The sequence below is a fragment of the Chryseobacterium sp. MEBOG07 genome (assembly GCF_021869745.1).
Classification (GTDB): domain Bacteria; phylum Bacteroidota; class Bacteroidia; order Flavobacteriales; family Weeksellaceae; genus Chryseobacterium; species Chryseobacterium viscerum.
Map to the genome: position 1 here is coordinate 4,590,096 of NZ_CP084579.1, position 26,216 is coordinate 4,616,311.

The 26,216-nt window shown below is 36.7% G+C and carries 27 protein-coding genes and 7 tRNA genes; 12 read left to right on the forward strand and 22 right to left on the reverse strand.

All coding sequences use genetic code 11. The annotated features are described in order from the left end of the window. Positions 1-50 precede the first annotated feature (50 nt). Positions 51-707 (reverse strand): hypothetical protein, encoded by a 657-nt coding sequence (locus LF886_RS21075; RefSeq protein WP_236851471.1) that lies wholly within the window; start codon positions 705-707, stop codon positions 51-53. Positions 708-971: 264 nt separating this feature from the next. After that, entirely contained in the window at positions 972-1,364 is a 393-nt protein-coding gene (locus tag LF886_RS21080) for a VOC family protein (RefSeq protein WP_236851478.1), read from the reverse strand. 263 nt (positions 1,365-1,627) lie between these two features. On the opposite strand from LF886_RS21080, the gene deoD reads away from it, so the two are divergent. Further along, positions 1,628-2,338: a purine-nucleoside phosphorylase gene (gene deoD, locus LF886_RS21085; RefSeq protein WP_103231396.1), complete on the forward strand. Its 711-nt coding sequence runs from the start codon at positions 1,628-1,630 to the stop codon at positions 2,336-2,338. A 58-nt stretch (positions 2,339-2,396) separates the two neighbouring features. Here deoD and LF886_RS21090 read toward each other — a convergent pair whose 3' ends face one another. The 13 genes from LF886_RS21090 to LF886_RS21150 form a co-directional block, all read right to left on the reverse strand. Then, positions 2,397-3,182 carry a TatD family hydrolase gene (locus tag LF886_RS21090; RefSeq protein ID WP_236851485.1) on the reverse strand — a complete coding sequence of 262 codons (786 nt, stop codon included), beginning with the start codon at positions 3,180-3,182 and terminating at the stop codon, positions 2,397-2,399. A 46-nt stretch (positions 3,183-3,228) separates the two neighbouring features. Beyond that, positions 3,229-3,298: transfer RNA gene (locus tag LF886_RS21095), tRNA-OTHER, on the reverse strand. 4 nt (positions 3,299-3,302) lie between these two features. After that, positions 3,303-5,234: a hypothetical protein gene (locus tag LF886_RS21100; protein WP_236851487.1), complete on the reverse strand. Its 1,932-nt coding sequence runs from the start codon at positions 5,232-5,234 to the stop codon at positions 3,303-3,305. After that, positions 5,221-5,727, reverse strand: a complete 507-nt coding sequence (locus LF886_RS21105) for a hypothetical protein (RefSeq protein ID WP_236851489.1) — start codon at positions 5,725-5,727, stop codon at positions 5,221-5,223. The genes LF886_RS21100 and LF886_RS21105 overlap by 14 nt, the downstream gene beginning before the upstream one ends. Before the next feature lie 23 nt (positions 5,728-5,750). Continuing rightward, positions 5,751-5,822 (reverse strand) — tRNA-Pro (locus tag LF886_RS21110). 13 nt (positions 5,823-5,835) lie between these two features. Further along, a tRNA-OTHER gene (locus LF886_RS21115) sits at positions 5,836-5,905 on the reverse strand. Positions 5,906-5,919: 14 nt separating this feature from the next. Further along, positions 5,920-5,993: transfer RNA gene (locus LF886_RS21120), tRNA-Ile, on the reverse strand. A 3-nt stretch (positions 5,994-5,996) separates the two neighbouring features. Then, positions 5,997-6,069, reverse strand: a tRNA-Gly gene (locus tag LF886_RS21125). A gap of 7 nt (positions 6,070-6,076) precedes the next feature. Further along, a tRNA-Ser gene (locus LF886_RS21130) sits at positions 6,077-6,149 on the reverse strand. A 9-nt stretch (positions 6,150-6,158) separates the two neighbouring features. Beyond that, positions 6,159-7,523, reverse strand: coding sequence for an SDR family NAD(P)-dependent oxidoreductase (locus tag LF886_RS21135; protein ID WP_236851490.1), 1,365 nt, complete (start codon positions 7,521-7,523; stop codon positions 6,159-6,161). A gap of 174 nt (positions 7,524-7,697) precedes the next feature. Beyond that, positions 7,698-7,865, reverse strand: a complete 168-nt coding sequence (locus LF886_RS21140) for a hypothetical protein (RefSeq protein WP_236851492.1) — start codon at positions 7,863-7,865, stop codon at positions 7,698-7,700. A gap of 32 nt (positions 7,866-7,897) precedes the next feature. After that, complete coding sequence (locus LF886_RS21145; protein WP_236851494.1) at positions 7,898-8,347, reverse strand: hypothetical protein; 450 nt, start codon at positions 8,345-8,347, stop codon at positions 7,898-7,900. A 3-nt stretch (positions 8,348-8,350) separates the two neighbouring features. Next, on the reverse strand, positions 8,351-9,064 hold the full coding sequence (locus LF886_RS21150) for a DUF434 domain-containing protein (RefSeq protein WP_236851495.1): 714 nt from the start codon (positions 9,062-9,064) through the stop codon (positions 8,351-8,353). Positions 9,065-9,350: 286 nt separating this feature from the next. Here LF886_RS21150 and LF886_RS21155 point away from each other — a divergent pair, with 286 nt between their 5' ends. Further along, complete coding sequence (locus LF886_RS21155; protein ID WP_236851497.1) at positions 9,351-10,190, forward strand: DUF4822 domain-containing protein; 840 nt, start codon at positions 9,351-9,353, stop codon at positions 10,188-10,190. 99 nt (positions 10,191-10,289) lie between these two features. Here LF886_RS21155 and LF886_RS21160 read toward each other — a convergent pair whose 3' ends face one another. From LF886_RS21160 to LF886_RS21175, 4 genes are all read right to left on the reverse strand, one after another. Next, positions 10,290-11,204: an MBL fold metallo-hydrolase gene (locus LF886_RS21160; RefSeq protein ID WP_236851499.1), complete on the reverse strand. Its 915-nt coding sequence runs from the start codon at positions 11,202-11,204 to the stop codon at positions 10,290-10,292. 145 nt (positions 11,205-11,349) lie between these two features. After that, positions 11,350-12,927 (reverse strand): Na+/H+ antiporter, encoded by a 1,578-nt coding sequence (locus LF886_RS21165; protein WP_236851500.1) that lies wholly within the window; start codon positions 12,925-12,927, stop codon positions 11,350-11,352. 164 nt (positions 12,928-13,091) lie between these two features. Beyond that, on the reverse strand, positions 13,092-13,721 hold the full coding sequence (locus tag LF886_RS21170) for a hypothetical protein (protein ID WP_236851502.1): 630 nt from the start codon (positions 13,719-13,721) through the stop codon (positions 13,092-13,094). 156 nt (positions 13,722-13,877) lie between these two features. Next, positions 13,878-15,629: an alkaline phosphatase D family protein gene (locus LF886_RS21175; protein ID WP_236851503.1), complete on the reverse strand. Its 1,752-nt coding sequence runs from the start codon at positions 15,627-15,629 to the stop codon at positions 13,878-13,880. 222 nt (positions 15,630-15,851) lie between these two features. On the opposite strand from LF886_RS21175, the gene LF886_RS21180 reads away from it, so the two are divergent. Beyond that, a complete protein-coding gene (locus LF886_RS21180; protein WP_236851505.1) occupies positions 15,852-16,361 on the forward strand; it encodes a hypothetical protein in 510 nt (169 codons plus the stop codon). 62 nt (positions 16,362-16,423) lie between these two features. On the opposite strand, the gene LF886_RS21185 is transcribed toward LF886_RS21180, so the two are convergent. Together LF886_RS21185 and mce are read right to left on the reverse strand one after the other, a co-directional pair. Then, positions 16,424-16,497, reverse strand: a tRNA-Ile gene (locus LF886_RS21185). Between the two features lie 62 nt (positions 16,498-16,559). Continuing rightward, entirely contained in the window at positions 16,560-16,958 is a 399-nt protein-coding gene (gene mce, locus LF886_RS21190; RefSeq protein ID WP_110009625.1) for a methylmalonyl-CoA epimerase, read from the reverse strand. A gap of 93 nt (positions 16,959-17,051) precedes the next feature. On the opposite strand from mce, the gene rbfA reads away from it, so the two are divergent. The 9 genes from rbfA (at position 17,052) to LF886_RS21235 (ending at position 25,453) form a co-directional block, all read left to right on the forward strand. Further along, positions 17,052-17,411 (forward strand): 30S ribosome-binding factor RbfA, encoded by a 360-nt coding sequence (gene rbfA, locus LF886_RS21195; protein WP_103234718.1) that lies wholly within the window; start codon positions 17,052-17,054, stop codon positions 17,409-17,411. A 3-nt stretch (positions 17,412-17,414) separates the two neighbouring features. Next, positions 17,415-18,620, forward strand: a complete 1,206-nt coding sequence (locus tag LF886_RS21200) for an ABC transporter permease (protein ID WP_236851506.1) — start codon at positions 17,415-17,417, stop codon at positions 18,618-18,620. Between the two features lie 78 nt (positions 18,621-18,698). Next, complete coding sequence (locus LF886_RS21205; protein ID WP_236851513.1) at positions 18,699-20,513, forward strand: endonuclease; 1,815 nt, start codon at positions 18,699-18,701, stop codon at positions 20,511-20,513. A 61-nt stretch (positions 20,514-20,574) separates the two neighbouring features. Beyond that, positions 20,575-21,312: a shikimate dehydrogenase family protein gene (locus LF886_RS21210; RefSeq protein WP_236851515.1), complete on the forward strand. Its 738-nt coding sequence runs from the start codon at positions 20,575-20,577 to the stop codon at positions 21,310-21,312. Between the two features lie 74 nt (positions 21,313-21,386). Then, positions 21,387-23,189: a DUF349 domain-containing protein gene (locus LF886_RS21215; protein WP_236851517.1), complete on the forward strand. Its 1,803-nt coding sequence runs from the start codon at positions 21,387-21,389 to the stop codon at positions 23,187-23,189. A gap of 64 nt (positions 23,190-23,253) precedes the next feature. Beyond that, entirely contained in the window at positions 23,254-24,279 is a 1,026-nt protein-coding gene (gene ribD / locus LF886_RS21220) for a bifunctional diaminohydroxyphosphoribosylaminopyrimidine deaminase/5-amino-6-(5-phosphoribosylamino)uracil reductase RibD (RefSeq protein WP_236851518.1), read from the forward strand. Positions 24,280-24,340: 61 nt separating this feature from the next. Further along, entirely contained in the window at positions 24,341-24,505 is a 165-nt protein-coding gene (locus LF886_RS21225; RefSeq protein ID WP_236851520.1) for a bacteriocin-like protein, read from the forward strand. Positions 24,506-24,547: 42 nt separating this feature from the next. Then, positions 24,548-24,730, forward strand: a complete 183-nt coding sequence (locus LF886_RS21230) for a bacteriocin-like protein (RefSeq protein WP_123921480.1) — start codon at positions 24,548-24,550, stop codon at positions 24,728-24,730. A gap of 117 nt (positions 24,731-24,847) precedes the next feature. After that, a complete protein-coding gene (locus LF886_RS21235) occupies positions 24,848-25,453 on the forward strand; it encodes an IMPACT family protein (protein ID WP_236851521.1) in 606 nt (201 codons plus the stop codon). Here the strand turns inward: LF886_RS21235 and LF886_RS21240 are convergent. Then, positions 25,450-26,160: a zinc metallopeptidase gene (locus LF886_RS21240; RefSeq protein WP_185145140.1), complete on the reverse strand. Its 711-nt coding sequence runs from the start codon at positions 26,158-26,160 to the stop codon at positions 25,450-25,452. The two genes, LF886_RS21235 and LF886_RS21240, sit on opposite strands and share 4 nt — an antisense overlap. Positions 26,161-26,216: the final 56 nt, after the last annotated feature.

Sequence of the window (26,216 nt, forward strand, 5' to 3'; positions counted from 1 at the left end):
TTTCAGGAATGTTTCTTTTGTTGGGATCAGCTAAAAATTCAAATACTTTCTCATACGCTTTCATTGTTGTTTTCGGTTATCGTTTTTAGTTCTCGCCAGAATGCGTCTTTGTGTATTCCGAATTCGGCTATTATTAGTTTATTGATGAACGGAATTTCCGCCAGTTTATAATCTCTTTTTTCGACAATTCTTTCCAGATATAATTTTCTGTAAGTATTGTCTTTTAATTCTTCCTTCCAGTTCACGTTCTTCAGATCAAGATCATACCCGATTCCCGAATAGTGAAACTGCATCAGAATATTTTCCAGCATGGCAATCAAAGGATCTTCAGAATCGACAGCGTTTAAAGCCACAATGACCTGCGGTAAAAACCTGAGTGATAAATCTGCAGATAAAATAGAAGAAATATCCCGGACTCCTTTAAATCCGGGAATAAGATTTTCAATATTTTTTTCAGTATTTTCTCTGATCAGATAAAGCTGTGCACTATGATAGAGAATTTTTGCGGCCCATACGGCTGTTTCTTTGTTACAAGTCAGTTGATCGGATAGAAACTCCAGTCTTTCTTTTTCAAATTCTGTTTCGAAATAATCTCCTGCTTCCGCCTCTTCCTGAGGGGAAATTTTCTGTAAGCTTGAAAAAAGAGTAATGCATTCTTCCTTACGAAGTAAAAAGATCGTGTCTAAAAACGGTGACTTGGTTTCCATGATCTAACAAAAATAAAATTATTTCGTTGAGAATAAAATTTTTGTTGAGAAGATTCATGTTAAATATGGAATTAAAGTGTTGGAAAACGCAAAGACGCAAAGGTTATAATCATTATGCTGCTTTAAGGCGCTAGAAAATCTAAGATTTTCAGCAAGGTTACCATTTAAAATTTAAACCTTATAGGTTTTAAAAACCTATAAGGTTTGAGATTACGTATTCATTACTATAAAGATTGCTTCGTCGCCATGGCTCCTCGCAATGACTTACTGCGATACGATTTCAATGATATTATTTTCCGTATCAAGGATTACGCTTTCGTAATAGCCGTCTCCTGTTGTACGGGGTTCTCCGGCAATGGTATACCCATCTTTTCTCAATATCTCTGTAAGTTCATTTACGTTCTCTTTACTGTCTACTGAAAATGCAAGATGAATGATTCCATAGTGCTGGGATTCGTAAGAGTTTTCTGTTTCTTTGATGTTTGGTTTAGTCATTATTTCAAGACGGCAGCCATTATCAAAACTTAGAAAGTAGGACTGAAAGTTTTTGACAGGATTGTGGTATTTTTCATTGGAAACGGCTCCGAAATATTTCTGATAAAAGGCTCTGGATTTTTCAAGATCTTTAACCCAAATGGCAATATGTTCAATTTTCATTTTTAAAATTTTAAATATTTTACTTCTGCAAAAGTAGCCTGACTGCCTTCATGATACCTGCTCCACATTATTCTTTTATTGTTCTGTATTTACCAGATTTTATTTTTGATTTATACAAAAGACAATACCTAAAATTTTATTTAAAACATTTATTAGTAATATCTTATACATTCTGTTGATCAGAGATGGCTTCATTGTTTCCATTTTCGTAATGACAGAAACAAACTAAAAGTTATTATCTTTGTGCCATTCAAAAAAACATTATGAGTATTCACATCAGTGCAAAAAAAGGAGAAATTGCTAAAGTAGTATTGCAGCCGGGGGATCCGCTTCGTGCACAGTATATTGCTGAGAATTATTTAGAAAATGCTAAACTGGTAAGCAAAACCAGAGGTATTCTTTATTATACAGGTCTTTATAAAGGAAAAGAGATCACGGTAGGTGCTAGTGGAATGGGCTTCCCAAGCATCGGGATCTATTCTTTTGAGTTGTTTACAGAGTATGAAGTAGATACGATCATTAGAATCGGGACTTGTGGTGCTTACAATACTGATCTTAAACTTTTTGATATTTTAAATATTGAAAAAGCTGCCAGCGAAAGTACTTACGCCAAATATGCATGGGGAATTGAAGAGGAAATTCTTCCTCATCAAGGGAATATCTTTACTACCATCAATGAAACGGCAAAAGATTTATCATTAAACGCTAAGGCAATCAACATCCACAGTAGTGATATTTTCTACAGAAAAGATCCTGCTACTCCTGAAATTGCTACAAAATACAACTGTCCTGCAGTAGAAATGGAAGCATTCGGTTTATTTGCGAATGCACAGCATTTAGGAAAAAATGCAGCTACTATTCTTACGGTAACGGATATTATCCCTACACACGAAAAAATCTCTGCTGACGAAAGAGAAAAGGCTTTGAATCCAATGATGGAACTGGCTTTGGAATCGGCAATAAAGAGTTTGTAAGAGCAAGAGACAATTTTGTTTATAAAAAAAGAGCTTTACTTCATCAGTAGAGCTCTTTTTATAGTCTGAAAAAATTTCTGGCCGTTTCTGTGGTCTCGTCCGCGACTTCGGAAATGCTGATCTTCTTCAGATGGGCAACTGTTTGTGCTACATACAGTAAAAAGGAAGATTCATTTCGCCTGTTCTGCATCCTGAACATATTTTTCGGAAGCATAAAAGGGGCATCTGTTTCAATCATCATTCGGTCAAGAGGGACATATTTTATAACGTCTTCGAGATGCTTAAATCTTTTCTCATCACTGATCGCTCCGGTAAATCCCAAATACAATCCTTTATCCAGATATGTCTTTGCTTCATCCAATGTTCCGGTAAAGCAGTGTACAACAGCTTCGGGTAATTGGGAAAGGTATTCATCTGTGATGTCATTAAACCTTTTAAATGCTGATCTTTCATGAAGAAAAAGCGGTTTATTGACTTCTACAGCCAGTTCCAGTTGTGCTTTATAACATCTTTCCTGTATGGGTCTTGGAGAAAAATCCCGGTCGAAGTCCAGTCCGCACTCGCCTACTGAAATCACATGATCCTGTTTCAACAATTTCCTGAGTTCACCGATACTTTCCCCGTTAAAAGATTTGGCATCATGAGGGTGAATTCCGGCTGTTGAAAATAAAATTTCCGGATATTCTTCTGCAATCTGAGCAGATTCTTTGCTTCCTTTTACGCTGGTTCCTGTAAGAATCATATGTTCTACCCCCTGGTCCAAAGCGCGGTTGATAATTTCGTCGTGTTCATTATAGAACTGTTTATTGGTCAGATTAATGCCAATATCAATGTATGTATTCATTTTGTTTTTTATTATAATTTAATTATTGTTTTTAGTTAAAAAAAATAGAAACAGGCCGGGTTTGAACCAACGATTTTCCTTTGAGTGGAATGTTTTTCCAGTTAAACTACTGTTTCCAATTTATGTTTCTGCTCTCAGGAGATTAAAATATTCTGAAGCGGTTAAAGGTCGGATTTCTCCGGCTGGAGTCATTTTTTCCTTCAATTCACAGATTAATAGATCTCCCTGTCTTTTTAGATTTTTGATATGCGGGATAAGATTACTATGTATTCTGAAAGTAGATGCAATAGCCGTCAAAGCATCATCTTTATATTCCTGCTCTATCCACAGCCAATGTTCCTTTTTTGTGGAAGGACACCAGCATTTCACCGCATAAGAATGTTGCATTCTATCTCCCCATATAAAAATTCCGAGTTTATTGTTTTCAACTTCGTGAACTTCATAACGGTTGACTTTCTTGGTTAAGTTTTCGTTTCCGTTTTCATCATATTCCACGTAACAAACTTCTATTTCACTTTCATTGATCTTTTTAGCTTCCAATTTTTCCATCAGATTTCCTACACCATAATAGCTGAAGCAGAAAAGTTTGAAATTTCTATCTGTGGTATTAAAAAATTCTTCATATTTCATCGGCTTCACTTCATCCCAAAGACTTTCAATTTTATCTAAGATCTGCGTAAAAAACGAAGTATCGAAATGTTCCCACTGTCTTTCATACTCACGGGTCTCAAAATTCTGAAAACTGCTGTGTCTTAATTTTAGGATCGCAACCAGTTTTCTCAAAGGATAGCTCTTTTCCTGAAGAACATAAGGGAAAAACATCCGGGAAACAATGAAATGATCTTTCGTAATATAGATGTTATTATTTATTTTAAAATAAATATTCTTTGCCAGCTGTTCAAAACCGGGATTTGTACCATACAAATAATTATTAATACATTTCAAAACCGGAAACTGAAACCCCTGCAACCTTGAATCCCCCCATTGTCCGAGATACTCCAATGATTTAAAATTCACATTCCGGCTCTCCTGATACATAAGCTGAATTTTTCCGTTAATTTTTTGAAGATGTTCAAAACTATCGGTTTCATGGATAATCAGATCACCCACCTCAGCAATGTTAGGAGCAACCACATTATAAGTATTGAAAACACCTTTCACATATTGAAGAGCATTCAGGTGGCACTTTTCAGAACCATTATATTGGAAATTTCCATTGATATCAGTCAAAACAGGAAATACGGCTCCGCTCCCGCCATTGAGCATAATATTTCCAGATTTCTCAAGTGCCGGGAAAGCGACATAAGAACCATTTTCCAGATGAATACTTCCGCTGGTTTCCTGAAGTTCTGGAAATAAAATACTTGTATTTTCAAATTTCAGGTTACCGATCAGCTTCTTCAACGCCGGAAAATAATGGGTAAATTTGTGTCCAATCTGGCATTCACTTCTGAATTTAAGAGAACCATGAACAAATTTCAGATTCGGGAATGATATATTTTCACCTACCACACTGATTTTACCGCGGATTTCCCGGTGAGGAATTACAATATTATTTCCAAGGATCTTAATATCAAAAATACCGTCTTTCAGAAGCACATCTGCCTGAAACTGGTAATTGATAGGAATAGCATCTCTCGTTTTCAGTAATTTGCCATTCTTAGCATTGACTGTAGCATTTTTAACAGAAATATAGCCTCCGATTATTTCCAGGTTTTTAAAAGCAGCATCAACGATGCACTTGAAATGACCGCTTACTTTTTTAAGCTGATCCAGCTGGGTATAGCAATGCATTTTAAAATGACCTTCCACCGTTTCAAGTTGTGGAATTTCACAATTATCTGCATCAATAGAAAGATTTCCGTTGATATGTTTCAGTTCCGGAAAGCGGCAGCCTTCACCACGCAAAAGCAAGTTTCCTTTTATTTCGGTACCGTGAAACGTCATGTTTTTGGCATACACTTCTATCTGGGTATGGTCGTCAAAAACAGCCTCCGTCCAGTCTTCTTCGGAGAATATTTTATATCGTTTTGTGGTATCAGTCGTATGCATTTTCTATTATTTGTGTTATCGGGTTATATTCCTGTTGGATATACTTTACAAAACAACCGCTTTCTATACGGAGCATTTTATGTTCATTATGGGTGATAAAAGCATCTTTTGCAATCAGAAATGTTTCTGTAATTCCGTTTTTAGAATAGATGTAATAGTCTTCCGCTTTCAACATATGCTGGTTGCTTGTTTTTTCAAGACAGTATTCTTTATAACCCTTTGTATGTTCTGCCAGATTTTCAATTCTGTTCAGGTAGTTTCTGTTTGCTTTTCTTTCTCTTACCGTTGAGAGGTATTCTGGGATATCCTGTTCTTTTGTCACCATTACATTTTCAAAAGATTCCTGTTTCCATTCTGTCGAAATCATTTCCGGTTCTTTCACCAATTCTATTTTAGAAATTCTTGGTCTCGGCGTTCTTTCCTGCCATTGCATGGGTACGGGAACTTTTACTTCATCAATGATGTTTAAAAAAATCAATAAATCTTTAAGCATGGTATTATAATTTTAAATGAAAGCCAAAGAGACCGGGATCGAACCGGCAACCTATCCTCCGTGGATATGCTTTTCCAGATTAAGCTACTGCTCTGACTTTCTGATTAGGGAGATAAGCACGATTCGAACGTGCATCGATTCCGGGCAGGGAATCGTTTTTCCGTTAAACTATTATCTCCATTATTTACTTTGGGAGTACAGCAGGATTTGAACCTGCAGCTCGTCCGTATTGAGGACGTATTCTTCTCCTTTTGAACAATGTACTCCTGTGAAACGGACGGGAATTGAACCCGCAGCCTCTGACTTGGAAGGTCAACGCTCTTCCTGTTGAGCTACCGTTTCAATGGTTGGGAGATAAGCAGGATTCGAACCTGCAACTCATTTTAGCAAAATGTATTTTTCCATTTATTACTATTATCTCCGTCTGGATATTACCAGGTGTGAACTTTATAATTTTTCAATAAAACTCCACTAAAGTAATTTCCTTTTATTCCTTCTATCACAGGATGCAGAGTTCTGGCAGCTCCATCCACTGAATCCAGTGGCGGAATATATCCCATCTCAAACTGTTTTTTTCTCAAACTTTCTTTAGCTCCTGTAGAAATCCATCCCACATCTACCGCGCTCATATAGATCTGATCATTTTCAAATTCTTTTGCAGAAGTGAGCGTCATCATATTCAGAGCTGCCTTTGTCATATTGGTATGCGGATGAAAAGCCGTTTTATTTTCATAGCTAAAAATTCCTTCTGATGAGGTTACATTGATGATAAATTTTTCTTTAAACGCTGAGTTTTTCATCAATGGCTTCAGTTCTTTGATCAGGAAATAAGGGGCAATGTGATTGATGAGGTTTACCTCTACCAGTTCATACATGGAAACCTCTTCCAAAGTAGAATTCCAGCTTGTTTTTTCTCTGTTATCCACAGGTTGTCCAAAACGGGTAAGTGCCACCTGAGTTTCTTCATTGTGTGCATATTCCAATTTCGCGGTTTCCTTGGAAATTTCTGTCTGGTTCGGGATCAGGGTCGATATATTTTTAAATTCTATTAGTTTTTCCTTTTCACGTTTTATTATCGGCAGATAGTATTCATCAGGGTATTTTATTGTCTGAGCTGCATTATTGATCAGAATATCCAGCGTATCAAAATTGAATCTATAAAAGTTGATAAAATCCTGAATCGCCTTCAGATTTCTCAGATCCAAACCATATATCCAGAGTCTGTCTTTCCAGTTTTCATAATCTTCCTCCTGCTGCATCAATTCCATCGCCAGTGCCGGGAACCGGGTTGTCAAAACCAAATTAGCTCCGTTTCTCAACACCTTCAATGCTGCGGCAAAACCTACCTTCACTCTTCCTCCTGTCAGGATTACATTTCTTCCTGTAAGATCTGCCGTTTCAAAACGTTTTTCATAGTTTTCTGCAGCGCAGACCGGGCATAATCTGGAATAGAAAGAGTGCGCATACTGATAACTCTGGTTACAGCAATAGCAGTTTTTGGGAATCTGAAGTTTTGTGAGTTGTACCTCTTCTTTTTCATTATCATAATAAACAGAAACTCCCGCCAATGCTTTCTGCATCAATACAGAATTGGAATTTACAGCCAGATCCTGAGACTTCATTTCTGAATAATTTTCATGACGGCTTTGTTTTTTGGCGCTCTTATGAATTTTCGTAATCAGTCCTGAAAATGTTTTGTTATCAGGATTCAGAAACGGATCTTCCTTCAAGGCATCAAGAACCTTGAGACATATTTCCCATTCTTCGGTTGAAAACTTTTGATCTGATGTATTCATAGCTTCTGTTTTATGTCTGCAAAACTAGAAGCATAGTACGCAATCTTTTTACGTAGAAGAAAAAGAATGAAAAAGAGTGAATTTGTGAAGAATACATCAGGCTAGTCTCCATGATTTATGAAAAAATATAAATTCCCGCAGATTTCATAGATGGCAGAGATGTTTGTGTTTTATTTATTCGTTGATAAATTTTTCCAGAAAGCCGATCAGTTTTGTTCCTCCGTGGCTCCAGCGGATGCCGTGACCTTCTTTTTCCCGGACTTCAAAAACTAGTTCGTGTTTGTAATGAAAGAAAACATTCCACCAGGTTTTATTGTCAATGATATCATGGATTTTCGCCATTACTTTCTCTTGTTTCTGCTGATTGTTTCCTTTTATCTCCCCCAGAAATCATCATCCATTCTTCCAATATGCTTTTCCCAAGCTCTTTGTGCAATGGTAATTTCGCTATTGAAAGGTTTCTGACAGGCCTCAATCAGCATGGTTTTCAAATGAGGAATCGCGTTTTCATCACGAATGCTTGCAGAGGTCAATCTTTGTCCTAAGATGTTCAGCCAGTGTTCAAACGGAATATTTTCCAGCAATTTTGTTTTAACCTCATCTGAATCGTTATTCTCAAGAATCAGAATAAATTTTTCAAAGCTTTCCTGCCTGTCAACTTGTATTTCTTCGTTAAAATAAGGTAAATCCAGTTCTAAGGAATGGTTTTTAAATCTATCTATATTTTTTTCCAGATTTATCAGATGCTCTTCTGCTAAAACAGCTTTGTACTGGTCTTTCCAGGTTTGAGAAAACAGAGGAATATAGGGTTCAAACAGGTTCATATTTTACATCATTTTAATCAGATTAACAGGAAGGTTTTCTTCTCTGATCAAATAGCCGATGAGATTAAACCATTCTTTACAGTGATCCAGAATCCAGGCATCTGAGGAAACGATGAGTTCCGAACTTTCTGCCAGAAATTTGTCTGGATTATACTGCAAATCACCTTCCCAGTTGAGCTGATGTTGTTCGGCAAATTCAAGAATAATCTGCTTGATTCTTCCACTGTTGGACACCGGTTTGTCAAAGATCCATACAAGTTTCTCAATTTGGTTTTTCTGATGAAAAGAAGCAACTAATTCTACGGCTCTTAAGGTTTGATTCACTCTTTTATACGTTCCATGAACTCCGGAAAGATCACGGATACAACCGTCTAATCCTTCAAAAATATAAGCTTTGGAAAGCAGACTTTCCAGCAGGATTAAAACATTAAAACCATCGAGGTAAACTATCTTTTCCTTTAAATCTGAGGCTTTCAAATGTTTCAATTTTCTTTTTTGAATCTGAATATCAGATGCGGATGCTCCCCGTAAAGCCTGTATCTGACGGGTTTTTAGTCTGTATCTGTTTCCTACAAGCTCTGAAGCCGCTTTTTCCGGGTATTCTCTGGTCAGCAAATACTGCATATCTTCAACAGCCAGTTTCAGTTTGCTGATCTGCTTCTCTGAACCAAACAGAGTATCATCGCCAGTGTTTTTTCCACGGTTTCTGTTATTCATACTCAAAAATAGAATTTTTGGGGAATTTTTATGGCAAGAAAAAAGTTTTTATCATGGAATGTTGAGAAACCACCCCGTCAAATCTTCGATTTGCCACCCTCCAAACGAGGAGAATTGAGTACATTCGGCAGTAATATTTGTTAATACTATTGATATTCTTATAGGAAATATCATTTCTTTCATTCTAATTTGGGATCTGTTATGTTTTCTACAACAAAAGAGATATTCTATACAACGTTTTGATATTTATTCGGAATAAGTTTGCAAAGACTGAAAAAATACCCTTATGAATACACTGAAAAAATTATGTTATCTGTCTGCAGCCGTGCTGTTATCAGCATCTTTTGTTTCATGTTCAAGTGATGACAATGAAATCATTATTGAACAGCAGACTCCCTCACAGGTACTGTCTTCTACTCCATGGGAAACTACCGGAGCTAAGGATAAAAATGGAAATAATATTGCTCTTACTGATGCCAGCGTAGCCGGATATGTGGGGTTTGCTTATTTTAAGGCAGACGGAAAGTTTGCCATTTACAACCTTACTGACGTATTGAGGTCAATGGGAACCTGGTCTGTGGATGCACAGGGAAAAACCAGAACGATTGCCGCATTGAATCCAGATGGGACCACGATTTTCACCCGTGATGTTGAAATTCTTGTTTTAAACAGAAATGAATTCACTTACAGAATACGTCCTAACTCCAGCGACCCGTCTATTTACTATGACATCATCCACACCAGAACGTCTCACGCAGAGCCGACAAATGGACAGCTTGCATTAGCTTCTACTCCATGGGAAACCACTGGTGCTAAGGATAAAAGCGGAAATAATGTAGCTTTAAGTGATAGTAGCGTAGCCGGATATGTAGGCTATTCTTACTTTAAAGCTAACGGAACTTTTAAAATTTTCGGTTTAAATGATATTTTGAGATCTGAAGGGACATGGTCTATTTCTCCTGACGGGAAAAAGAGAACGCTTACCACGCCTACTTTTACCCGTGTTGTGGATATTCTTACCCTGAACGAGACTACATTTACTTACAGAATTACTCCTGATGCTGCCAATCCGGCTGTATTTTACGATATCATTCATACAAAGGTCAACCATAAGGAACCTTTGTAGTGATTATTTTTTTGATATGAAGGAAAAACCTGCCCAGTGATGGACAGGTTTTTATTTTTTTAAATTAAACGAATGAAGAATGTGCTAATTTGTAATTCATTAAATATATTCCTCCCACCATTTTTTCCAGGCTACCGTCCCCAGCTGGTCCAAATCTACCTTTTCGCCAATCATAGGAAGGGTAATGGGTATATTGTTTTCTTCTGCATGTTTTGAGGCAAACTCTAAAGGTTCATACCAGATATGCTGTGCCAGTTTGAATTTTGAGTTGTGAACAGGAATGAAGTTTTTGGCTTTCAGTTCTTTTATTTCTGAGATCAGCTGATCCGGCAGGGTGTGAATGTAAGGCCACATTTCGTTATATTGTCCGGTTTCCATTACAGCTAAATCAAACGGTCCGTATTTTTCTCCAATTTCTGTAAAATGATTTCCATAACCGCTATCGCCACCTAAAAATAGATTTTTTGTAGGTGTTTTCAATACAAAGGAAGTCCAGAGTGAAATATTACGGTTCAGTAATCTTCCGGAAAAGTGTCGTGCAGGAGTAAGTGTTATTCTGAAACCTTCTGCGATATCCATGCTTTCCCACCAGTTTTTTTCAATGATTTTATCAAAACTCCAGCCCCAGTATTCAAAGTGCTGACCGGTTCCTAACCCACAAATAACTTTTCCTACTTTATCTTTTAAATCCTGAACCGTTTTATAATCGAGATGATCCCAATGATCATGTGAAATAAGCAGGAAGTCAATATCCGGCATGTGTTCCGGCTTGTAATAATCGGCTCCCTGGAAAGCTTTTATAGAGCCTGGCATAGGAGAAGCATTTCCACTGAAAACAGGATCTATCAGAAATTTCTTGCCATCCACCTGTATGAAATAGGAACTGTGCCCAAACCACACCAAAACATTTTCTTCAGGCGGAAGGTTCTTAAGGTCGGTCACCACAAACGGAAGAGCCCTGCTGGGTGATGTATTTTCTACTTTACACAAGGTTTGGAGAAGTACTTTGGTCATACTTTCTCCTTCTAATAAAGACGGTGTTGTCAATATATTCTGAAATTTCCCATTGAGATAGTTGGGAAGCGTACTGAAATATTCTTTTCTTTTTCATCGGGAAATTGCCCGAGCTGCTTTTTTAAATTTTTCATTCCCTTAATTTTTACATTCTGAGCCTTTCTTCTTCCAGGTCCAGCCTTGTTAAATAATGTCTAATATATTCTTCGTCAATATTCGGATTGCGTCTGTTTTCTTCACGAAGCCAAATTCTCTGCTGTTCGATGGTTTCAAAATAGATTTGTTTGGCTTCTTCAGACATCTCATGAGTAGAGTCTTCTTTATCTTCCTGCTCCCAGCGGTCCATCAGTTTGCTAAAATATTCATTTTCGCTTCTTCTTTCTTTATAATTTTCATCCAGATACCTGAAGGATACCCGGCGCATTTCTCTTCTCAGGAAATATTCAGATTCTTCTTCGGACATCCCTGCTCCGGAATCGGATAAATTGAGCTTTTTGATCAATGCAGGGAGTGTCAATCCCTGAACAATCAAAGTGGTAAGAATCACGATGAAGGTAATAAAAAGAATAAGATCACGGTGCGGAAAAGGCTGCCCATTTTCCATTACGATGGGAATAGACAATGCTGCTGCTAATGAAACTACTCCCCGCATTCCTGTCCAGCCCATCAATAATGGAGCTTTCATTCCCGGATCTCTATCTGCAACATTGATGAAATTTCGCATGATGAGCGTAACGAAAACCGCCCCAAAACCAGATAATAACCGGACAATAACCAGTACTATTGTTATCAATAATCCGTAGCCAACGGCATCGGATAAACTTATCCCTTCTTTTTTCAATCCCACCATAATTTCCGGCAGATCCAGCCCGATCAGCAAGAACACAATTCCGTTGATCAGAAATACAAAGCTTTCCCATACATTGGAGCCTCTTAACCTAGATTGTGAAGTTTTAAAAATCTGATGTCTTCTAACGGAAAGAAACAATCCACCGCTTACCACGGCCAATACCCCCGAAGAATGCACTTCTTCAGCGGCAATATACATCACATAGGGAGCAACAAGACTGAGTATTGCATCCATATTGACATCGGTAGGAAATATTTTCCCAATTTCAAGGAAGATAAAAGCAAGTATAATCCCTATTCCCAATCCGCCGAATACCATCCATCCAAAACTTACCGCCGCATCCTGCCATATGAACTGTCCCGTAGCCACGGCAACCATTGCAAACCTAAAAATGATCAGTGAGGAAGCATCATTGAATAAACTTTCTCCTTCCAAAACCGTAGATACATTTTTGGGAACTTTCACAAATTTCAAAATCGCTCCGGCGCTTACAGCATCCGGTGGTGATACAATTCCTCCCAGCACAAAGCCTAATGCCAGTGAAAATCCGGGAATATATGAATTGGCTACAAAAGCCACAGATATTGCCGTAAGGAAAACAACAATGAAGGCAAAACTGGTAATAATGCGCCTCAGTTTCCAAATTTCTTTCCAGGAGACGGCAAATGCAGCTTCGTATAAAAGCGGAGGCAGGAAGATGATAAAAATAAGTTCCGGATCAATTTTCAACACCGGTAGTCCGGGGATAAAACTGATAAGAAGTCCGGCAATAACCAGTATAATTGGATATGCTACTTTTAAACGATTGGCCAGCATAATAGCACCGATGATTACCAGGACTAAACCTAAGTAATAAATAAAATTTTCCACCATTGTTTTTTATTAATTTTTTAAACCAAGTCTTTATTTTTTGATAACAAAAGTTTAAAAGAAAAATAAATATAAGATTTTGAGATGTGAAAATCCAATTGATTTGGAATAAAATTTTAAATCCGGTCTATTTCAAATTTTATAAAAATAAATGTGATCCTTAGAAATCATGCAACCAGCCAAAGCATAATGATTCCTAATACTAAACAACATAGTATCATTATAGCAAAAGTCTGTGCTAGTAATTTCCAATATTTTTTATGATCGAATGTAAAATCAACAGGATTGATATAGTAGACATCATAAACCAAAGGATCTATCCGCAAATCTGGTCTGAAATATACAATTCCCTGAATATACCTTCGCCTTAAAGCTTTTAAATTTCCAATAAAGGAACTGTAACCTGCATCCATTCCGTTAAAATCTACTTCTGTTACCAAGCCATTGTCATTCACTTTCAATATATAGGTTTTGTATCTTGGACTGACACTCACATCATATTCATCAGAAAAGGAATATTTTTTCAGGTTACTGTAAAGAATTTTATCTATTGTTCCATTGGCCATTTCGTAATGAATTCCCTGATCATCAACGACTACCTGTCTGACCTCTCTTTTTCTGATTTTCTTCTGATATAGAATAAAACGGTATAAGCCAAAAGCAAGAGCCGGATAATACAGTATCGAAACTACAGTAAATAACACAATTTTATTACTGAGCACAATGGGCAATGCTACTATCAAAAGAAACGCCATCACCAATAAAAGGATCCCAAAAATCCTGGTCACCCAAGTCATGAGCCACCATGTTTTAGAAACTAACGGTAAAAAATCTTTTCTTACATCCTCTCGCATCTGTTCAAGATACAAAAAAAGTCAATAATATAAAAGAGCCACAGTGGCACACCATGACTCTTTTTACTTAATTGAAAATAAGATATGATTGAATTGAAACTATGAGATCGTATATGTTTTTTCTGTAGTGGTATTGTAGGTATCAGAGATGATATTGTCTACAAACCTCCATTCTGCCACAGAACTGCCAGAAGTAAATTTTACATGCAGGTATCCTCTTTTATAAAGATTCGCATAATCAAGGTCATCGATCAGCAATGAGAATGCCTGAGCCAGTTCTATTGCTTTTGCAGGGTCTGAAGTTATTCCGAGATACCCTTCCAACCCCGGAGAAGAAACGGAACTGCAAGCTAATTCGGTTCCAATGAATTTGCCTTGTGCATCGGTAAGTTTTCCTAACCATGCGTTGTGGGTATCTCCAGCCAATACCACTACATTTTTTCCTGCAAGAACGGAATACAGCTGTTCTCTTTCCATGAAATATCCATCCCAGGCATCCAAATTATAGGGTAAAGTAGTTGTGATTCTGGCAATTTCCTGTGGAGTCAATGTAGGATCCTGCTGCTTGTATCTTGTTTTGATAATAATCAGTTGTGTGATTATGTTTTGAAGGGCCTGCATCGTGGCTGGCTGTGCGCTTCCTTGTTGTTTTATTTCTGTCAGAATCTGGTTCAAAAGCATCAGAAGTTCAGCAGGAACCATCATTTTAGTCATTAAAATCTGTTGTCCCAGTACTTTCCATTTTGCTGTATCGCCATTAATCTGAGAGCTCAGCCATGACATCTGTTCGCTTCCTATCAGTTTTCTGCTGGTGCTTAAGAAATCTGTTTTAAACTGTACCTGATTAAAGTTTCCTGCATTATCCAGATAATCGGAATATTCCATCTGTTTATCTCTTGCAATCACCCTTGTATCCATCATATAAAGAGATACAATATTTCCGAAGTTGAAACCTCTGTAAATTCTCATATCCTTCCCAGTTTTAAGGGGAATATATTCACTGTATGCCTGGAAAGCAGCCATTTTTCTGGCTTGAAAATCACCTTCATTAGGCTGATGGTTTTCTGCTCCGGATTTATAAGTATCATTGGCAAATTCATGATCGTCCCAAACACAGATGAATGGCTTTTTCTGATGAAGAAGCTGAAGATTTTTATCTCCCCGGTATTGTCTGTATCGTTCTCTATAATCGCTGAGATTAAGGATTTCCTTTGCCGGCTGATGTGCTCTTCCTAATTGATTGGTATAAGGATTTGTTCCGTATTGCCCAGGTGCATATTCATAGATATAGTCTCCTAGGTGTACAACGACATCTGCTTCAGATTTTGCAATCGCTCCATATACATTAAAAAGTCCTGCAGGGAAGTTGGAGCAAGATACTACTGCCATTTTCACCTCATTTACTGCATCTGATTTTGAAGGTAAAGTAAGGGTTTCCCCTGTTACACTCGCTTCTTTGGTTTTGTTATTATAGAATCTGTAGTAATATTTTGTATTGGAAGAGATATTCTGTACATCTACAGCTACCGTAAAATCATTCACTGCTGTAGCATTCGCCTGACCTCTTCTTACAACTTCTGAAAAGTTGCTGTTCTTGCTTATTTCCCAGGTAATTTCTGCATCAGTTCCTTTAGAATATCTGGTCCAGATAATGATTCCCGTTGCACTGGGATCAAAACTTGCCACTCCGGATTCAAAACCTCCATTTTTAAGATCATCGGGAGCATTTCCATTTTCTGTAAAATCGTCACTGCAGCTTTCAATTAAAGGTGCAATGAAAATTCCTCCGGCAGCCAATAGTGAATTTTTAAGAAATCTTCTTCTGTTGAATTGGTTATTATTTTCCATCATTACTTTTTCTGCAAAGCAACGGGATATGAGGAAGAAGGGTGTTAACTGTGTTTTAAATATCCTTTATGGTTTTTTAAACAAATGTTTAATGTTATGCATAGGAAATTTGAAATAGTAAAATGTCTCCTTTTAAGAAAATAGAATGGAAGTTTGTTCAGATATTATAAAAAGATATTCTGCTTTTTATTACATTCACGATACTAATAATTATGATAAAATAATATGACTAGAAAAATCATTCTTTCGTTATTCATCCTGATAACCGGATACTTTTTCTATAAACCAATGGTAGTATCATTAGCAGCTGTAAAAGGACCCAAGAGTATTGATCTTAAGCCGAATGAAAAATTTAAATTAAAAGATATTCCGGGATTGGAAAGCACTCAAAATATGGTTGTATATATTGTTTTAGACCATGAGGACAGAAAAAATAGGAGTTCTGCCATCCCAAAATGGAAAGTTTTAAAATCCAATAATCTCTCTTTAGTAAATGATTTGATTAATTGTGAGTTTAAATACACAGGATCGGATGTTTCCACAGTGCAAAGTATGATCTATGTCTACTCAAATAATACATTAGTTTTTGAGAGCGAAATTTCTCTGGACACCAATAGTTTAGGACTTCAAAATACGGTAACTGGCTGGGCTACTCCAGTTGATCAAAAACAATTTCTACATATTATAAATCGGTTTGATAGATATAACCTGCCGGTTTTAATTATTAATAATTAGTAATGTTTAATAGAATAAGCAATAAAAAAACCGCTCACATGCTGTAAGCGGTTGATTTTATGTGGTCCCACCTGGGCTCGAACCAGGGACCACCTGATTATGAGTCAGGTGCTCTAACCAACTGAGCTATAGGACCTCAAAACTTGGTTAAATTTTGTGTTTGCAAAAATAGCAAAATTTCTTTTACTACAAAATTTTTTATTGCTTTTCTTGGCAAAGTTCTACCAGCACACCATTTGTAGATTTCGGGTGTAGGAAGACAACTAATTTGTTATCAGCACCTTCTTTCGGTTCTTCGGAGATAAACTGAAATCCTTCTTTTTTCAATCTTTTCACTTCTTCCAGGATATTTTCAACCCCAAATGCCAGATGATGGATGCCTTCGCCCTTTTTATCGATAAATTTTGAGATCGGACTTTCAGGATTACTGGCTTCCAACAGCTCAATTTTACTTTCTCCGGTTTCATAGAAAGACGTAACCACGCCTTCTCTTTCTACAGTTTCTTTTTTGTAGGATTCTTTTCCTAATAACTTGGCAAAAAGTTCATCAGAAACGCCTAAAGACTTTACAGCAATACCAATATGTTCTAGCTTCATAAATACTAATAAATATAATTAAATCGTAAATTTGATACTGCAGTCGAATTTCAAAGTATCAATTCAAACAAAAGTACTAAATTTGCAGAAATTATGGAAAGTAACAGACAAAGAAAAGTAGCACAGATCATTCAGGAAGACTTCGCAGAACTTTTCCGCAAACAGGCTTCAGACAGCAAACAGAGCATATTGGTATCTGTTTCAGATGTAAAAGTAACTGCTGACTTAGGAATCGCTAAAATTTATTTAAGCATTTTCCCTCAGGAGTTTCGTAGCGCTGTGATGAAGGAAATTGAAGAAAACAAACCTCAATACAGAAACTTCATTGGCCAAAAAATGGCAAAACAGGTACGTATTATTCCACAGCTTAACTTTTATCTGGATACAGCTCTTGATGATGTTGAAAAACTGGAAAGAGAATTAAGAGGCGAAGGCGACAATCCTGTTTTATAGATCTTGAAGAATATTGCATTTTACATAGCATCCAGATACCTTTTGGCTAAAAAAGGCAGTACTGCCGTTACGTTCATTACGTGGCTGGCCGTAGGTGCCATGACGGTTGCTGTGGCTGCAATGTTCGTCATTATTTCCGTCTTTTCCGGATTGGAAGAACTGAATAAAGACCTAATTTCCAATCTCCATGCGGATCTGACTTTAAAAAGTTCTGCAGGGAAAACTATTAAAAACCTGGAACAGGTTAATTCTGTTTTAAAAAACAATAAAGAAGTGAGCAGCTTCTCCCGTGTTATTGAAGAAAAAGTATACATCAGCTTCAATGGGAAAGGAGATATTGCCTATTTAAGAGGGGTAGATTCCGCTTATGTCAAAGTAAATCCAATCAATAAAGATGTTTTCTACGGAACATATCCCAGCTTCAAGTATTCTAATGAAGTATTGATGGAAAACAGCCTGGACAACAGACTTTCTATTCCCGTAGATTCTTCCAATCATTATGCAACGGTCTTTATGCCCAAACCGGGAACAGGGATCATCAATAAGGAAGAAGACATCTATAATAAAAGAGATATTTCGGTAACAGGTGTTTTCCCCGGAAAAGATCAACTGGATAATTACATCATCTCTCCTATTGAACTTACTGAAGAATTGTTAAGTCTTCCAAAAAAATCGGCTTACCAAATCGTTATTAAATTAAAAAATCCGGAGAATGCAGATGCTGTAAAACAAAACCTGCTTTCTTCTCTGGGAAAAAATATTGAGATCAAAACCAAGGAAGAAGAAAATGCTGCTTTCTGGAAAATGATCAACACTGAAAAGCTTTTTATCTACCTGATTTTTGCACTGGTTATTTTCATTACGACCTTCAATCTTGCAGGAGCGATCATCATCCTTCAGCTTGATAAAAAAGAACAGGCAAAATCATTGATATCACTTGGCTTCCCTTTAAGCCATCTAAGAATGACCTATTTCTACACCGGAATACTTATTGTGGTTTCCGGAGTAATTACCGGATTAATCCTGGGAACAGCACTTTGCTATTTTCAGCTTTATACAGAGTTCTTCAGAGCCAATGAAGTTCTCCCATTCCCGGTAAAAATTGTAGGAAAAAATTATCTTATCGTAGCACTTACAGCTTCTATCTTCGGAATCACTATTTCATGGTTCTTTTCAAAAATAAGTAGAGAATATCTTACTAAAAGCTAATATCGTAAGATTATATATTACATTAAATTAATATATCTCGTTTTCATTTTTTGTACCTTTACGCCCCAATTTAAAAAAATGAAACGAATTTTATCTTTTTTTCTATTAAGTTTTGTATTTATAAATGGTCTGGCTCAGATCCCGGCCGGATATTATAATGCAGCTACAGGCCTAAGTGCCGCTCCTCTTAAAACAGCTCTTAAGCAAATCATTACTACAGGACATGCTACAGGTATCACGTATAGTGATGTATGGGGTGCATATCAGACAACCGACCGTGATTATGACTATGATAATGATGGTACAATTCTGGATATTTATTCAGAAACACCCGTAGGACCAGATCAATATAATTTCGCATATGGTACAACTCAATGTGGGTCAAACGGTTACTCTAATGAAGGAGACTGCTACAACAGAGAACATGTTGTTCCTCAAAGTTTATTCAATGAGGCATTACCGATGAGATCAGATGTTCACTTCATAAGAGCTACTGATGGAAAGGTAAACAATGAAAGAGGTAATTTACCTTATGGAAAAGTAGGTACATATAATTTTCTGTCAAAAAACGGATCCAAAAGAGGAAACTCTGTTTCACCAGGATATTCAGGTGTTGTATTTGAACCTATTGATGAGTTTAAAGGAGATATAGCGAGAATGATTTTTTATTTTGTAACAAGATATGAAAGTCAGCTTGCAGGGTTCTCTACCGGTGATATGATCGCCAAAAACACTTACCCAAGTCTTCAGGATTGGGAATTGAGCCAACTTTTACTATGGCATGCGCAAGATCCTGTATCTGCATCAGAAATTAGAAGAAATAATGCTACCTATGCATTTCAGGGAAACAGAAATCCATACATAGACCATCCTGAATATGTAAATATGGTTTGGGGAACTCCAGTTCTTGATACACAAGCTCCAACAGTTCCTACCAATTTAATTGCAAACAATCCGACATCAAATTCAATTGCGGTAAGCTGGACAGCTTCAACTGATAACGTGGGAGTAGCTTCTTATGAAGTTTATGCAAATAGCGTTCTAAAAGCCACTGTTTCAGGAACAATAACTTCTACTGTTGTAACAGGATTATCTCCACTGACTCAGTATACATTCTATATCATTGCTAAAGATGCAGCAGGAAACGCTTCACCACAAAGTAATAATGCTGTAGAGACTACTCTTGACGGACCTGCCGGAGGAGGAAGCTGTGGAACTGAAGACTTCTCAAATATACCAACTTCTACAAACCCTGCTTATGCCACAAGAGTTTGGACCAATAATAGCATAACATGGACTGCGGTTGACTCAAGAGTTGATGAAACGATCAATGGTAAAGCAATTACATTAAGAATTGGAAACTTATCCAGTTCTGTTCTTACAGGAGGAATCCAGAACTTAACAGTAACAACTGCATTAAAGTATGGAAGCGGAGCTGGTGTTCTAAACGTAGAAATAAATGGAAATCTAGTAGGTACGATTCCTTATAGCGGAACAGCTAATGCAACAACGACAACAACCATTCCTAATATTAATGTAAGCGGAAATGTAGTGATCAAAATTACGAATCCAATTACAAGTCAAAATGCACAAAGAGTTGCCATAGATGATCTTAGCTGGACATGTTTTAGTACTTTAGCAACTGCTGAAACCAAAAAAGACAAATCCCAGTTCACGATCTACCCTAACCCGGTAAGAAATAATGAATTATTTGTAAAAGGAGAAAACCTTAACAAAGTTTCAAAAGCGGACATTTACGATCTTTCCGGAAAATTAATTGAAACATTCATTAATCCTTTCAAAAACACAAACAAAATCAACCTTAAAGGATTAACGAAAGGAACTTACATCCTAAAAACAGATAACTTCTCTACTAAATTTATCGTAGATTAATTATTAAAAAATATTTCAAACCAAAGGCCGGATTTATCCGGTCTTTTTTTATTTTTGATCTATGGATTCCAATAAAAAATTAGGATTGATAGGAAGAAATATTTCCTATTCTTTTTCTAAAAAATTCTTCGAAAATAAGTTCCAAAAGCTCATGCTGAAGAACTTCTCCTACGATATTTTTGATCTGAATGAAATCAATGAAGTGGAAAACCTTTTTTCTTCTCCGGAGCTCTTAGGATTCAATGTTACCATTCCTTATAAAGAAAAAATAATTGATTATCTTGACGAATTAAGTGATGAAGCGGAAAAAATAGGCGCTGTCAACTGCGTTCTTATTCAGAATGGCAAAAAGACAGGTTATAATACGGACGCTTTCGGCTTTGAAAAAACGCTTATCTTACACAAAAAGCCTTCACAGGACAAAGCACTGATCTTAGGAAACGGAGGTGCAGCAAAAGCTGTAAAATATGCGCTAGACAAGCATAACATTCCTTCTGTAACAGTTTCAAGAAGTACAGAAATCAACTTTGAAAATCTTGATAAAGAAACTGTTACTGAATACAAAATAATCATTCAATGTACACCTGTAGGTACTTTTCCAAATGTTAAAGATTGTCTGTCTTTCCCTTTTGACGGTCTTTCTCCGGAACACCTGGTGATCGATCTGATCTACAATCCCAATTATACCCAATTCATCATCAATGCCTCTGAAAAAGGAGCAAAAACAGTCAACGGGTATTATATGCTTGAACAGCAAGCAGAAAAAGCTTGGGAAATTTGGAATTTTCAAAAAAAATAACATAAATTAGTGCTTTAATTGGCCTTAAAGCTATATTTAAAGGATATTAACGCCACTCACATAAAAGATTTGCTATGACTACAGAAAACAATCTTTCTGAAAACGAAGAAAAGAATAATCCTAACGAAGTATCTCAGGACACATCAGAAAACACAGTTTCTCATGATGCAATCCCACATGAAGATGAAGCAGAGCACCTGGAAGAACATGAAGAGGTAGAAATTTCCCTTACTGATGCTTTAAAGGAAATGGAAAAAATCATCAACACGCCTAATGCGGGTGAGAATTTTAAGAGATTCAACCAGCTGAAGGAAAAAGCAAGTCATTACATCCATGATGAAGTGGAGGATAAAAAGCATGAATACGCAGAAGCCGGAAATGCTTCTGAAAACTTCAGTTATGAGCACCCTTCTCAGACTAAATATTCCGCATTGGTTAATATTTTCAGGGAAAAACATGACGACTTCCAGAAAGGACAGGAAGAAGAGCAAAAGAAAAACCTTGAGCACCGTCAAAGCATTATCGAGAGACTTAAAAATTTATATACAAGTTCTGAACCAGGAATTAATCTTTTTAAATCCATTCGTGAGATCAAAGAAGACTGGTCAAGAGCCGGGCAGGTTGCAAAGTCTGAATTTAAAATTCTCAACAACAATTATTTCCACCACCTGAATCAATTTTATCAGATGCTGGATCTGAACAAGGAGTTTTTGGAGCAGGAATACAGCCATAACCTGGAAAAAAGACAGCATATCATTGCCCGTGCCAAAGAACTTGAAAATGAACCCGTGATTCAGAAGGCTTTAAATGAGCTTCAATATCTTCATAAACTTTGGAAAGAAGAGGCTGAACCAGTTTCAGAAGAATTCCGTGAGAAAACATGGGAAGAATTCAAAGAAATTTCCAATAAAATTCACGAAAGAAAGTCTGAACTTTCCGCTTCTATTGAAAAAGAGCAGACTGTGAATCTTGAAAAGAAAAATGAGATCATTGCTGAAATAAAGAAACTTTCTGAACCATCAGAAACTCCTAATCACAATTATTGGCAAAATTCCATTAAGAGAGTTGAAGATCTTCGTTCAGAATTCTTAAAAACAGGAAGTGTTCCAAGAAAGCTTTCCAACCAAAACTGGAATGATTTTAAAACAACACTAAGAGCTTTCAATACAACGAAAAACAATTATTATAAATCTTTGAAAGGGTCTCAGCAGGCTAATCTTGAAGAGAAGTTAAAATTGATCCAGACGGCACAGGATAATATGAATAACGAGGAATGGGATATCTCAGTTCCGTTATTCAAAAAACTACAGGAAGACTGGAAAAAAATCGGGCACGTTCCAAAGAGCATGACCAACAAAATATGGGATGAATTCCGTGATGCATGTAACGCATTTTTCAACAATTACAGAGAGAAAAGCAACACTTCTACCGACAACTGGAAAGAAAATTATAAAAACAAAAAAAATCTTCTTGATGAATTGAAAATGGTGTCCAATGAAGAAGGCAGCATCGAAAAAATTGAGCAGATCAAAACTTCATGGAATAATATCGGTAAAGTTCCGAGAGATAAAATTTCAATCAACACTGAATTCAATAAGACTTTAAGAGAGAAATTGAAAATAAACAAAATCAATGAACTTGAACTGAAAGAAGAAGGCCTATCTGAAAACCAGCTTACTGACAAAGCAAGAAAGATCAAAAATCAAATTTCAGATCTTGAAGGTGAAATCGTAAAACTGGAAAACAACCTTTCTTTCTTCAACAAACCATCAAGAGAAAATCCTCTTTTAAGAGATACTTACAATACTATTGATGAGAAGAAAGCTCATCTGGAAACATTAAAACAGAATCTCCACAGCATTATCAGCGGAGATTAATAGATAACAAAATAAATAAAGGCGGAGCAAAGCAATTTGTCTTCGCTTTTTCTTTTTATAGAATATGAACAACGACGAACTTTATATCAAAAGATGTATCGAACTGGCACAGAAAGCCCTTGGCAAGACTTACCCTAACCCTCTTGTAGGAAGTGTGATTGTACATAACGGGGAAATCATAGGTGAAGGATACCATCATAAAGCAGGAGAAAATCATGCTGAAATAAATGCGATCAATTCAGTTAAAAATAAAGAACTGATCCCGGAATCAACGATCTACGTATCTTTGGAGCCTTGTGCTCATTATGGGAAAACGCCACCCTGCGCTTTAAGAATCAAAGAATTAGGATTTAAAAAAGTTGTTATTGGCGCGATGGATTCTCATGATAAAGTAAATGGGAAGGGAAAGAAAATCATTCAAGACGCAGGAATTGAAGCCACTTCAGGAATTCTGGAAAAAGAATGTATTGAACTTAATAAGAGGTTTTTCACGTATCATGAAAAGAAAAGACCTTATATCATTTTAAAATGGGCAGAATCAGGTGATGGCTTTTTGGATAAATATTTTAAACCTACCGCCATTTCCAATACATTGGTCAATCAGTTCGTTCATCAATTGAGAGCTGACGAGCATGCTATTTTAGTAGGAACCCAAACAGCTTTACATGACAATCCAAGTCTTACAGTAAGAAATGCCGAAGGGATAAATCCTGTCAGAATTCTGATTGACTTTGATTTAAAAGTTCCGGAAACCTTCAATATTTACAATAACGAAGCAAGAACACTGGTTTTAAATTCTGTGAAAGAGAGTACTGAAGGCCCTATTCAATTCATAAAAATCAACAAGGATCATTTTCTTCCGGATCTTATGGAAGCGTTGTATAAAGAACAAATACAGTCTGTGATTATTGAAGGCGGCCGTTTTACACTACAGCAGTTTATCAATGCTAACCTTTGGGACGAAGCTATTGTCATTAAAAATAAAAGTCTGATACTGGAAAACGGAACAAAAGCTCCGGAATTTGATCATACAGCATCCAAAACCGAAGATTTCAGGGATAATACGATTTCTTTCTTTAGACAAAAATAAAACCTTTTTATCACCTTCAAATGAAATAATTTATTTACATTAGTTTTACAAAAAAATTACTATGAAAAATTTAAAGAAAGTTTCAAGACAAGAGTTGAAAAAAGTATCTGGAGGAAATGCTCCTCAATGCTGTTCTTATTATCCACCTTCATTACAGCATTGCTGTGCAACTCCTTCCAATATGAGCTGCCCACCAGCTTGGGTAGATGGAACATTCCCATGTTAATATTATAAAATGGAACAAATTAACCCAACAAAAAATATGATCATGAAAAATGTAAAAAAAGTATCCAGAGCTAATATGAAAACCATTCAAGGAGGTGTTTTTGTAACATGTACATTGCCTAATGGGCAGCCTACGAGATGCAGAGATTACTGCCCTGCAGATTTTTGCGGTCCTACAAGCTATATGTGCCTGATTCCAATGGATCTTTGTGGAGATCAAATGTAAGAATGCAATTTCACTTTCAAAATACATAAGCCGTCAAGATTTGACGGCTTAATTTATGATTATGGTGCAGAATACTAAAGCATTTAATATTTTTGCATAAACAAAGCAGGAACTCCAATGACGTTTGAATACAAAACCATAGAAAAACCCATAGAAGATATTCTTTTAAAAGAAAAAGGAAGCAAGTTCATCGGATTTGCTTACCCTGTGAATAATGAAAAAGAGCTAAAGGCAGCTTTAGAAAAGGTCAGGGAAGAACATCCGAAAGCCACCCATCACTGCTACGCTTTCAGAATGGGATTAAATGGTGAAAACTATCGTGCTAATGATGACGGAGAACCTTCCGGAAGTGCGGGTCTGCCTATTTACAATCAGTTATTGGCGAATGAAATTACAAACGTTCTTGTGATTGTGGTCCGCTATTACGGTGGAACTAAACTTGGTGTTTCCGGGTTGGTAAAAGCCTATAAAGAATCTGCAAAGATTACATTGGAAGAAGCCAATATTATAACCCGGGAACTGGAAACAGAAGTTGAGATTCATTTTAATTTCAATCAACAGAATACGATCTTCACCCTGCTTTCAAAATTTGATGCCAAAGTTTTGAATTTTGATGCCAACGAGAACTATATTCTCACGGCTTCGCTGAAACTGGCCCAAAAAGAAAACATCTCGGAAAAACTATCCGAGATGCAATATGTTTCATTTGAATTTAATGATTAATCCCTTCTTCCACCAAGAAGTAAAGACCCCCAGTAAAGAAGCTGTGCCAGAGAGCCCAGGGCTGCTACAACATAAGTTCTTGCTGCCCATTTCAAACTGTCCTGTACCCCAACAAACTCTTCTGCAGTTACAGTTCCTGTATCTTTAAGCCATTTCATCGCTCTGTTACTAGCATCATATTCCACAGGTAACGTTACAAAAGCAAAAAGTGTTGTCATCGCAAACATCGCTACTCCAATTGCCAGAACCGTAGTATTTCCGTTTGGATTTTCAATACTTCTTGATGCTGCCATTACCGCGATACCCGCTATAAGGACAAACTGCATCAGATTGGAACTTATATTAACGATAGGAACCAGTTTTGAACGTAAGTTCAACATAGAATATCCTACGGAGTGCTGTACGGCGTGTCCGCATTCATGAGCTGCTACTGCAGCTGCTGCGGCATTTCTCTGCATATAAACCCCTTCAGAGAGGTTTACTGTTTTATCTGCCGGATTATAGTGGTCCGTCAACTGCCCGGGAACAGATATTACCTGAACATCATTAATCCCGCTATCTCTCAACATTTTTTCCGCTACTTCTTTCCCCGAAAGTCCATTTCGAAGGTGTACATTGGAATAATATTCAAATTTCGATTTCAATCGGGATGAAACCCACCAGCTCACCAACATTGAAATACCAATAATGATATAATAACCCACCATTTTATTTAGATTTTGTGTTTAATTTTTATCCATAATCAAATAAAAACTGTGCCAAA

Bases quoted from the DNA above. Each gene is read 5' to 3' on its own strand.
- LF886_RS21105 (WP_236851489.1), bottom strand. From the start codon at position 5,727: ATGCTTAAAGATTTATTGATTTTTTTAAACATCATTGATGAAGTAAAA.
- LF886_RS21230 (WP_123921480.1), top strand. From the start codon at position 24,548: ATGAAAAATGTAAAAAAAGTATCCAGAGCTAATATGAAAACCATTCAA.
- LF886_RS21100 (WP_236851487.1), bottom strand. From the start codon at position 5,234: ATGCATACGACTGATACCACAAAACGATATAAAATATTCTCCGAAGAA.
- LF886_RS21080 (WP_236851478.1), bottom strand. From the start codon at position 1,364: ATGAAAATTGAACATATTGCCATTTGGGTTAAAGATCTTGAAAAATCC.
- LF886_RS21160 (WP_236851499.1), bottom strand. From the start codon at position 11,204: ATGACCAAAGTACTTCTCCAAACCTTGTGTAAAGTAGAAAATACATCA.
- LF886_RS21135 (WP_236851490.1), bottom strand. From the start codon at position 7,523: ATGAATACATCAGATCAAAAGTTTTCAACCGAAGAATGGGAAATATGT.
- LF886_RS21180 (WP_236851505.1), top strand. From the start codon at position 15,852: ATGACTAGAAAAATCATTCTTTCGTTATTCATCCTGATAACCGGATAC.
- LF886_RS21235 (WP_236851521.1), top strand. From the start codon at position 24,848: ATGACGTTTGAATACAAAACCATAGAAAAACCCATAGAAGATATTCTT.
- LF886_RS21205 (WP_236851513.1), top strand. From the start codon at position 18,699: ATGAAACGAATTTTATCTTTTTTTCTATTAAGTTTTGTATTTATAAAT.
- LF886_RS21175 (WP_236851503.1), bottom strand. From the start codon at position 15,629: ATGATGGAAAATAATAACCAATTCAACAGAAGAAGATTTCTTAAAAAT.
- LF886_RS21075 (WP_236851471.1), bottom strand. From the start codon at position 707: ATGGAAACCAAGTCACCGTTTTTAGACACGATCTTTTTACTTCGTAAG.
- LF886_RS21165 (WP_236851500.1), bottom strand. From the start codon at position 12,927: ATGGTGGAAAATTTTATTTATTACTTAGGTTTAGTCCTGGTAATCATC.
- deoD (WP_103231396.1), top strand. From the start codon at position 1,628: ATGAGTATTCACATCAGTGCAAAAAAAGGAGAAATTGCTAAAGTAGTA.
- LF886_RS21140 (WP_236851492.1), bottom strand. From the start codon at position 7,865: ATGGCGAAAATCCATGATATCATTGACAATAAAACCTGGTGGAATGTT.
- LF886_RS21155 (WP_236851497.1), top strand. From the start codon at position 9,351: ATGAATACACTGAAAAAATTATGTTATCTGTCTGCAGCCGTGCTGTTA.
- LF886_RS21210 (WP_236851515.1), top strand. From the start codon at position 20,575: ATGGATTCCAATAAAAAATTAGGATTGATAGGAAGAAATATTTCCTAT.
- mce (WP_110009625.1), bottom strand. From the start codon at position 16,958: ATGAAGCTAGAACATATTGGTATTGCTGTAAAGTCTTTAGGCGTTTCT.
- rbfA (WP_103234718.1), top strand. From the start codon at position 17,052: ATGGAAAGTAACAGACAAAGAAAAGTAGCACAGATCATTCAGGAAGAC.
- LF886_RS21090 (WP_236851485.1), bottom strand. From the start codon at position 3,182: ATGAATACATACATTGATATTGGCATTAATCTGACCAATAAACAGTTC.
- LF886_RS21170 (WP_236851502.1), bottom strand. From the start codon at position 13,721: ATGACTTGGGTGACCAGGATTTTTGGGATCCTTTTATTGGTGATGGCG.
- LF886_RS21150 (WP_236851495.1), bottom strand. From the start codon at position 9,064: ATGAATAACAGAAACCGTGGAAAAAACACTGGCGATGATACTCTGTTT.
- ribD (WP_236851518.1), top strand. From the start codon at position 23,254: ATGAACAACGACGAACTTTATATCAAAAGATGTATCGAACTGGCACAG.
- LF886_RS21240 (WP_185145140.1), bottom strand. From the start codon at position 26,160: ATGGTGGGTTATTATATCATTATTGGTATTTCAATGTTGGTGAGCTGG.
- LF886_RS21145 (WP_236851494.1), bottom strand. From the start codon at position 8,347: ATGAACCTGTTTGAACCCTATATTCCTCTGTTTTCTCAAACCTGGAAA.
- LF886_RS21225 (WP_236851520.1), top strand. From the start codon at position 24,341: ATGAAAAATTTAAAGAAAGTTTCAAGACAAGAGTTGAAAAAAGTATCT.
- LF886_RS21215 (WP_236851517.1), top strand. From the start codon at position 21,387: ATGACTACAGAAAACAATCTTTCTGAAAACGAAGAAAAGAATAATCCT.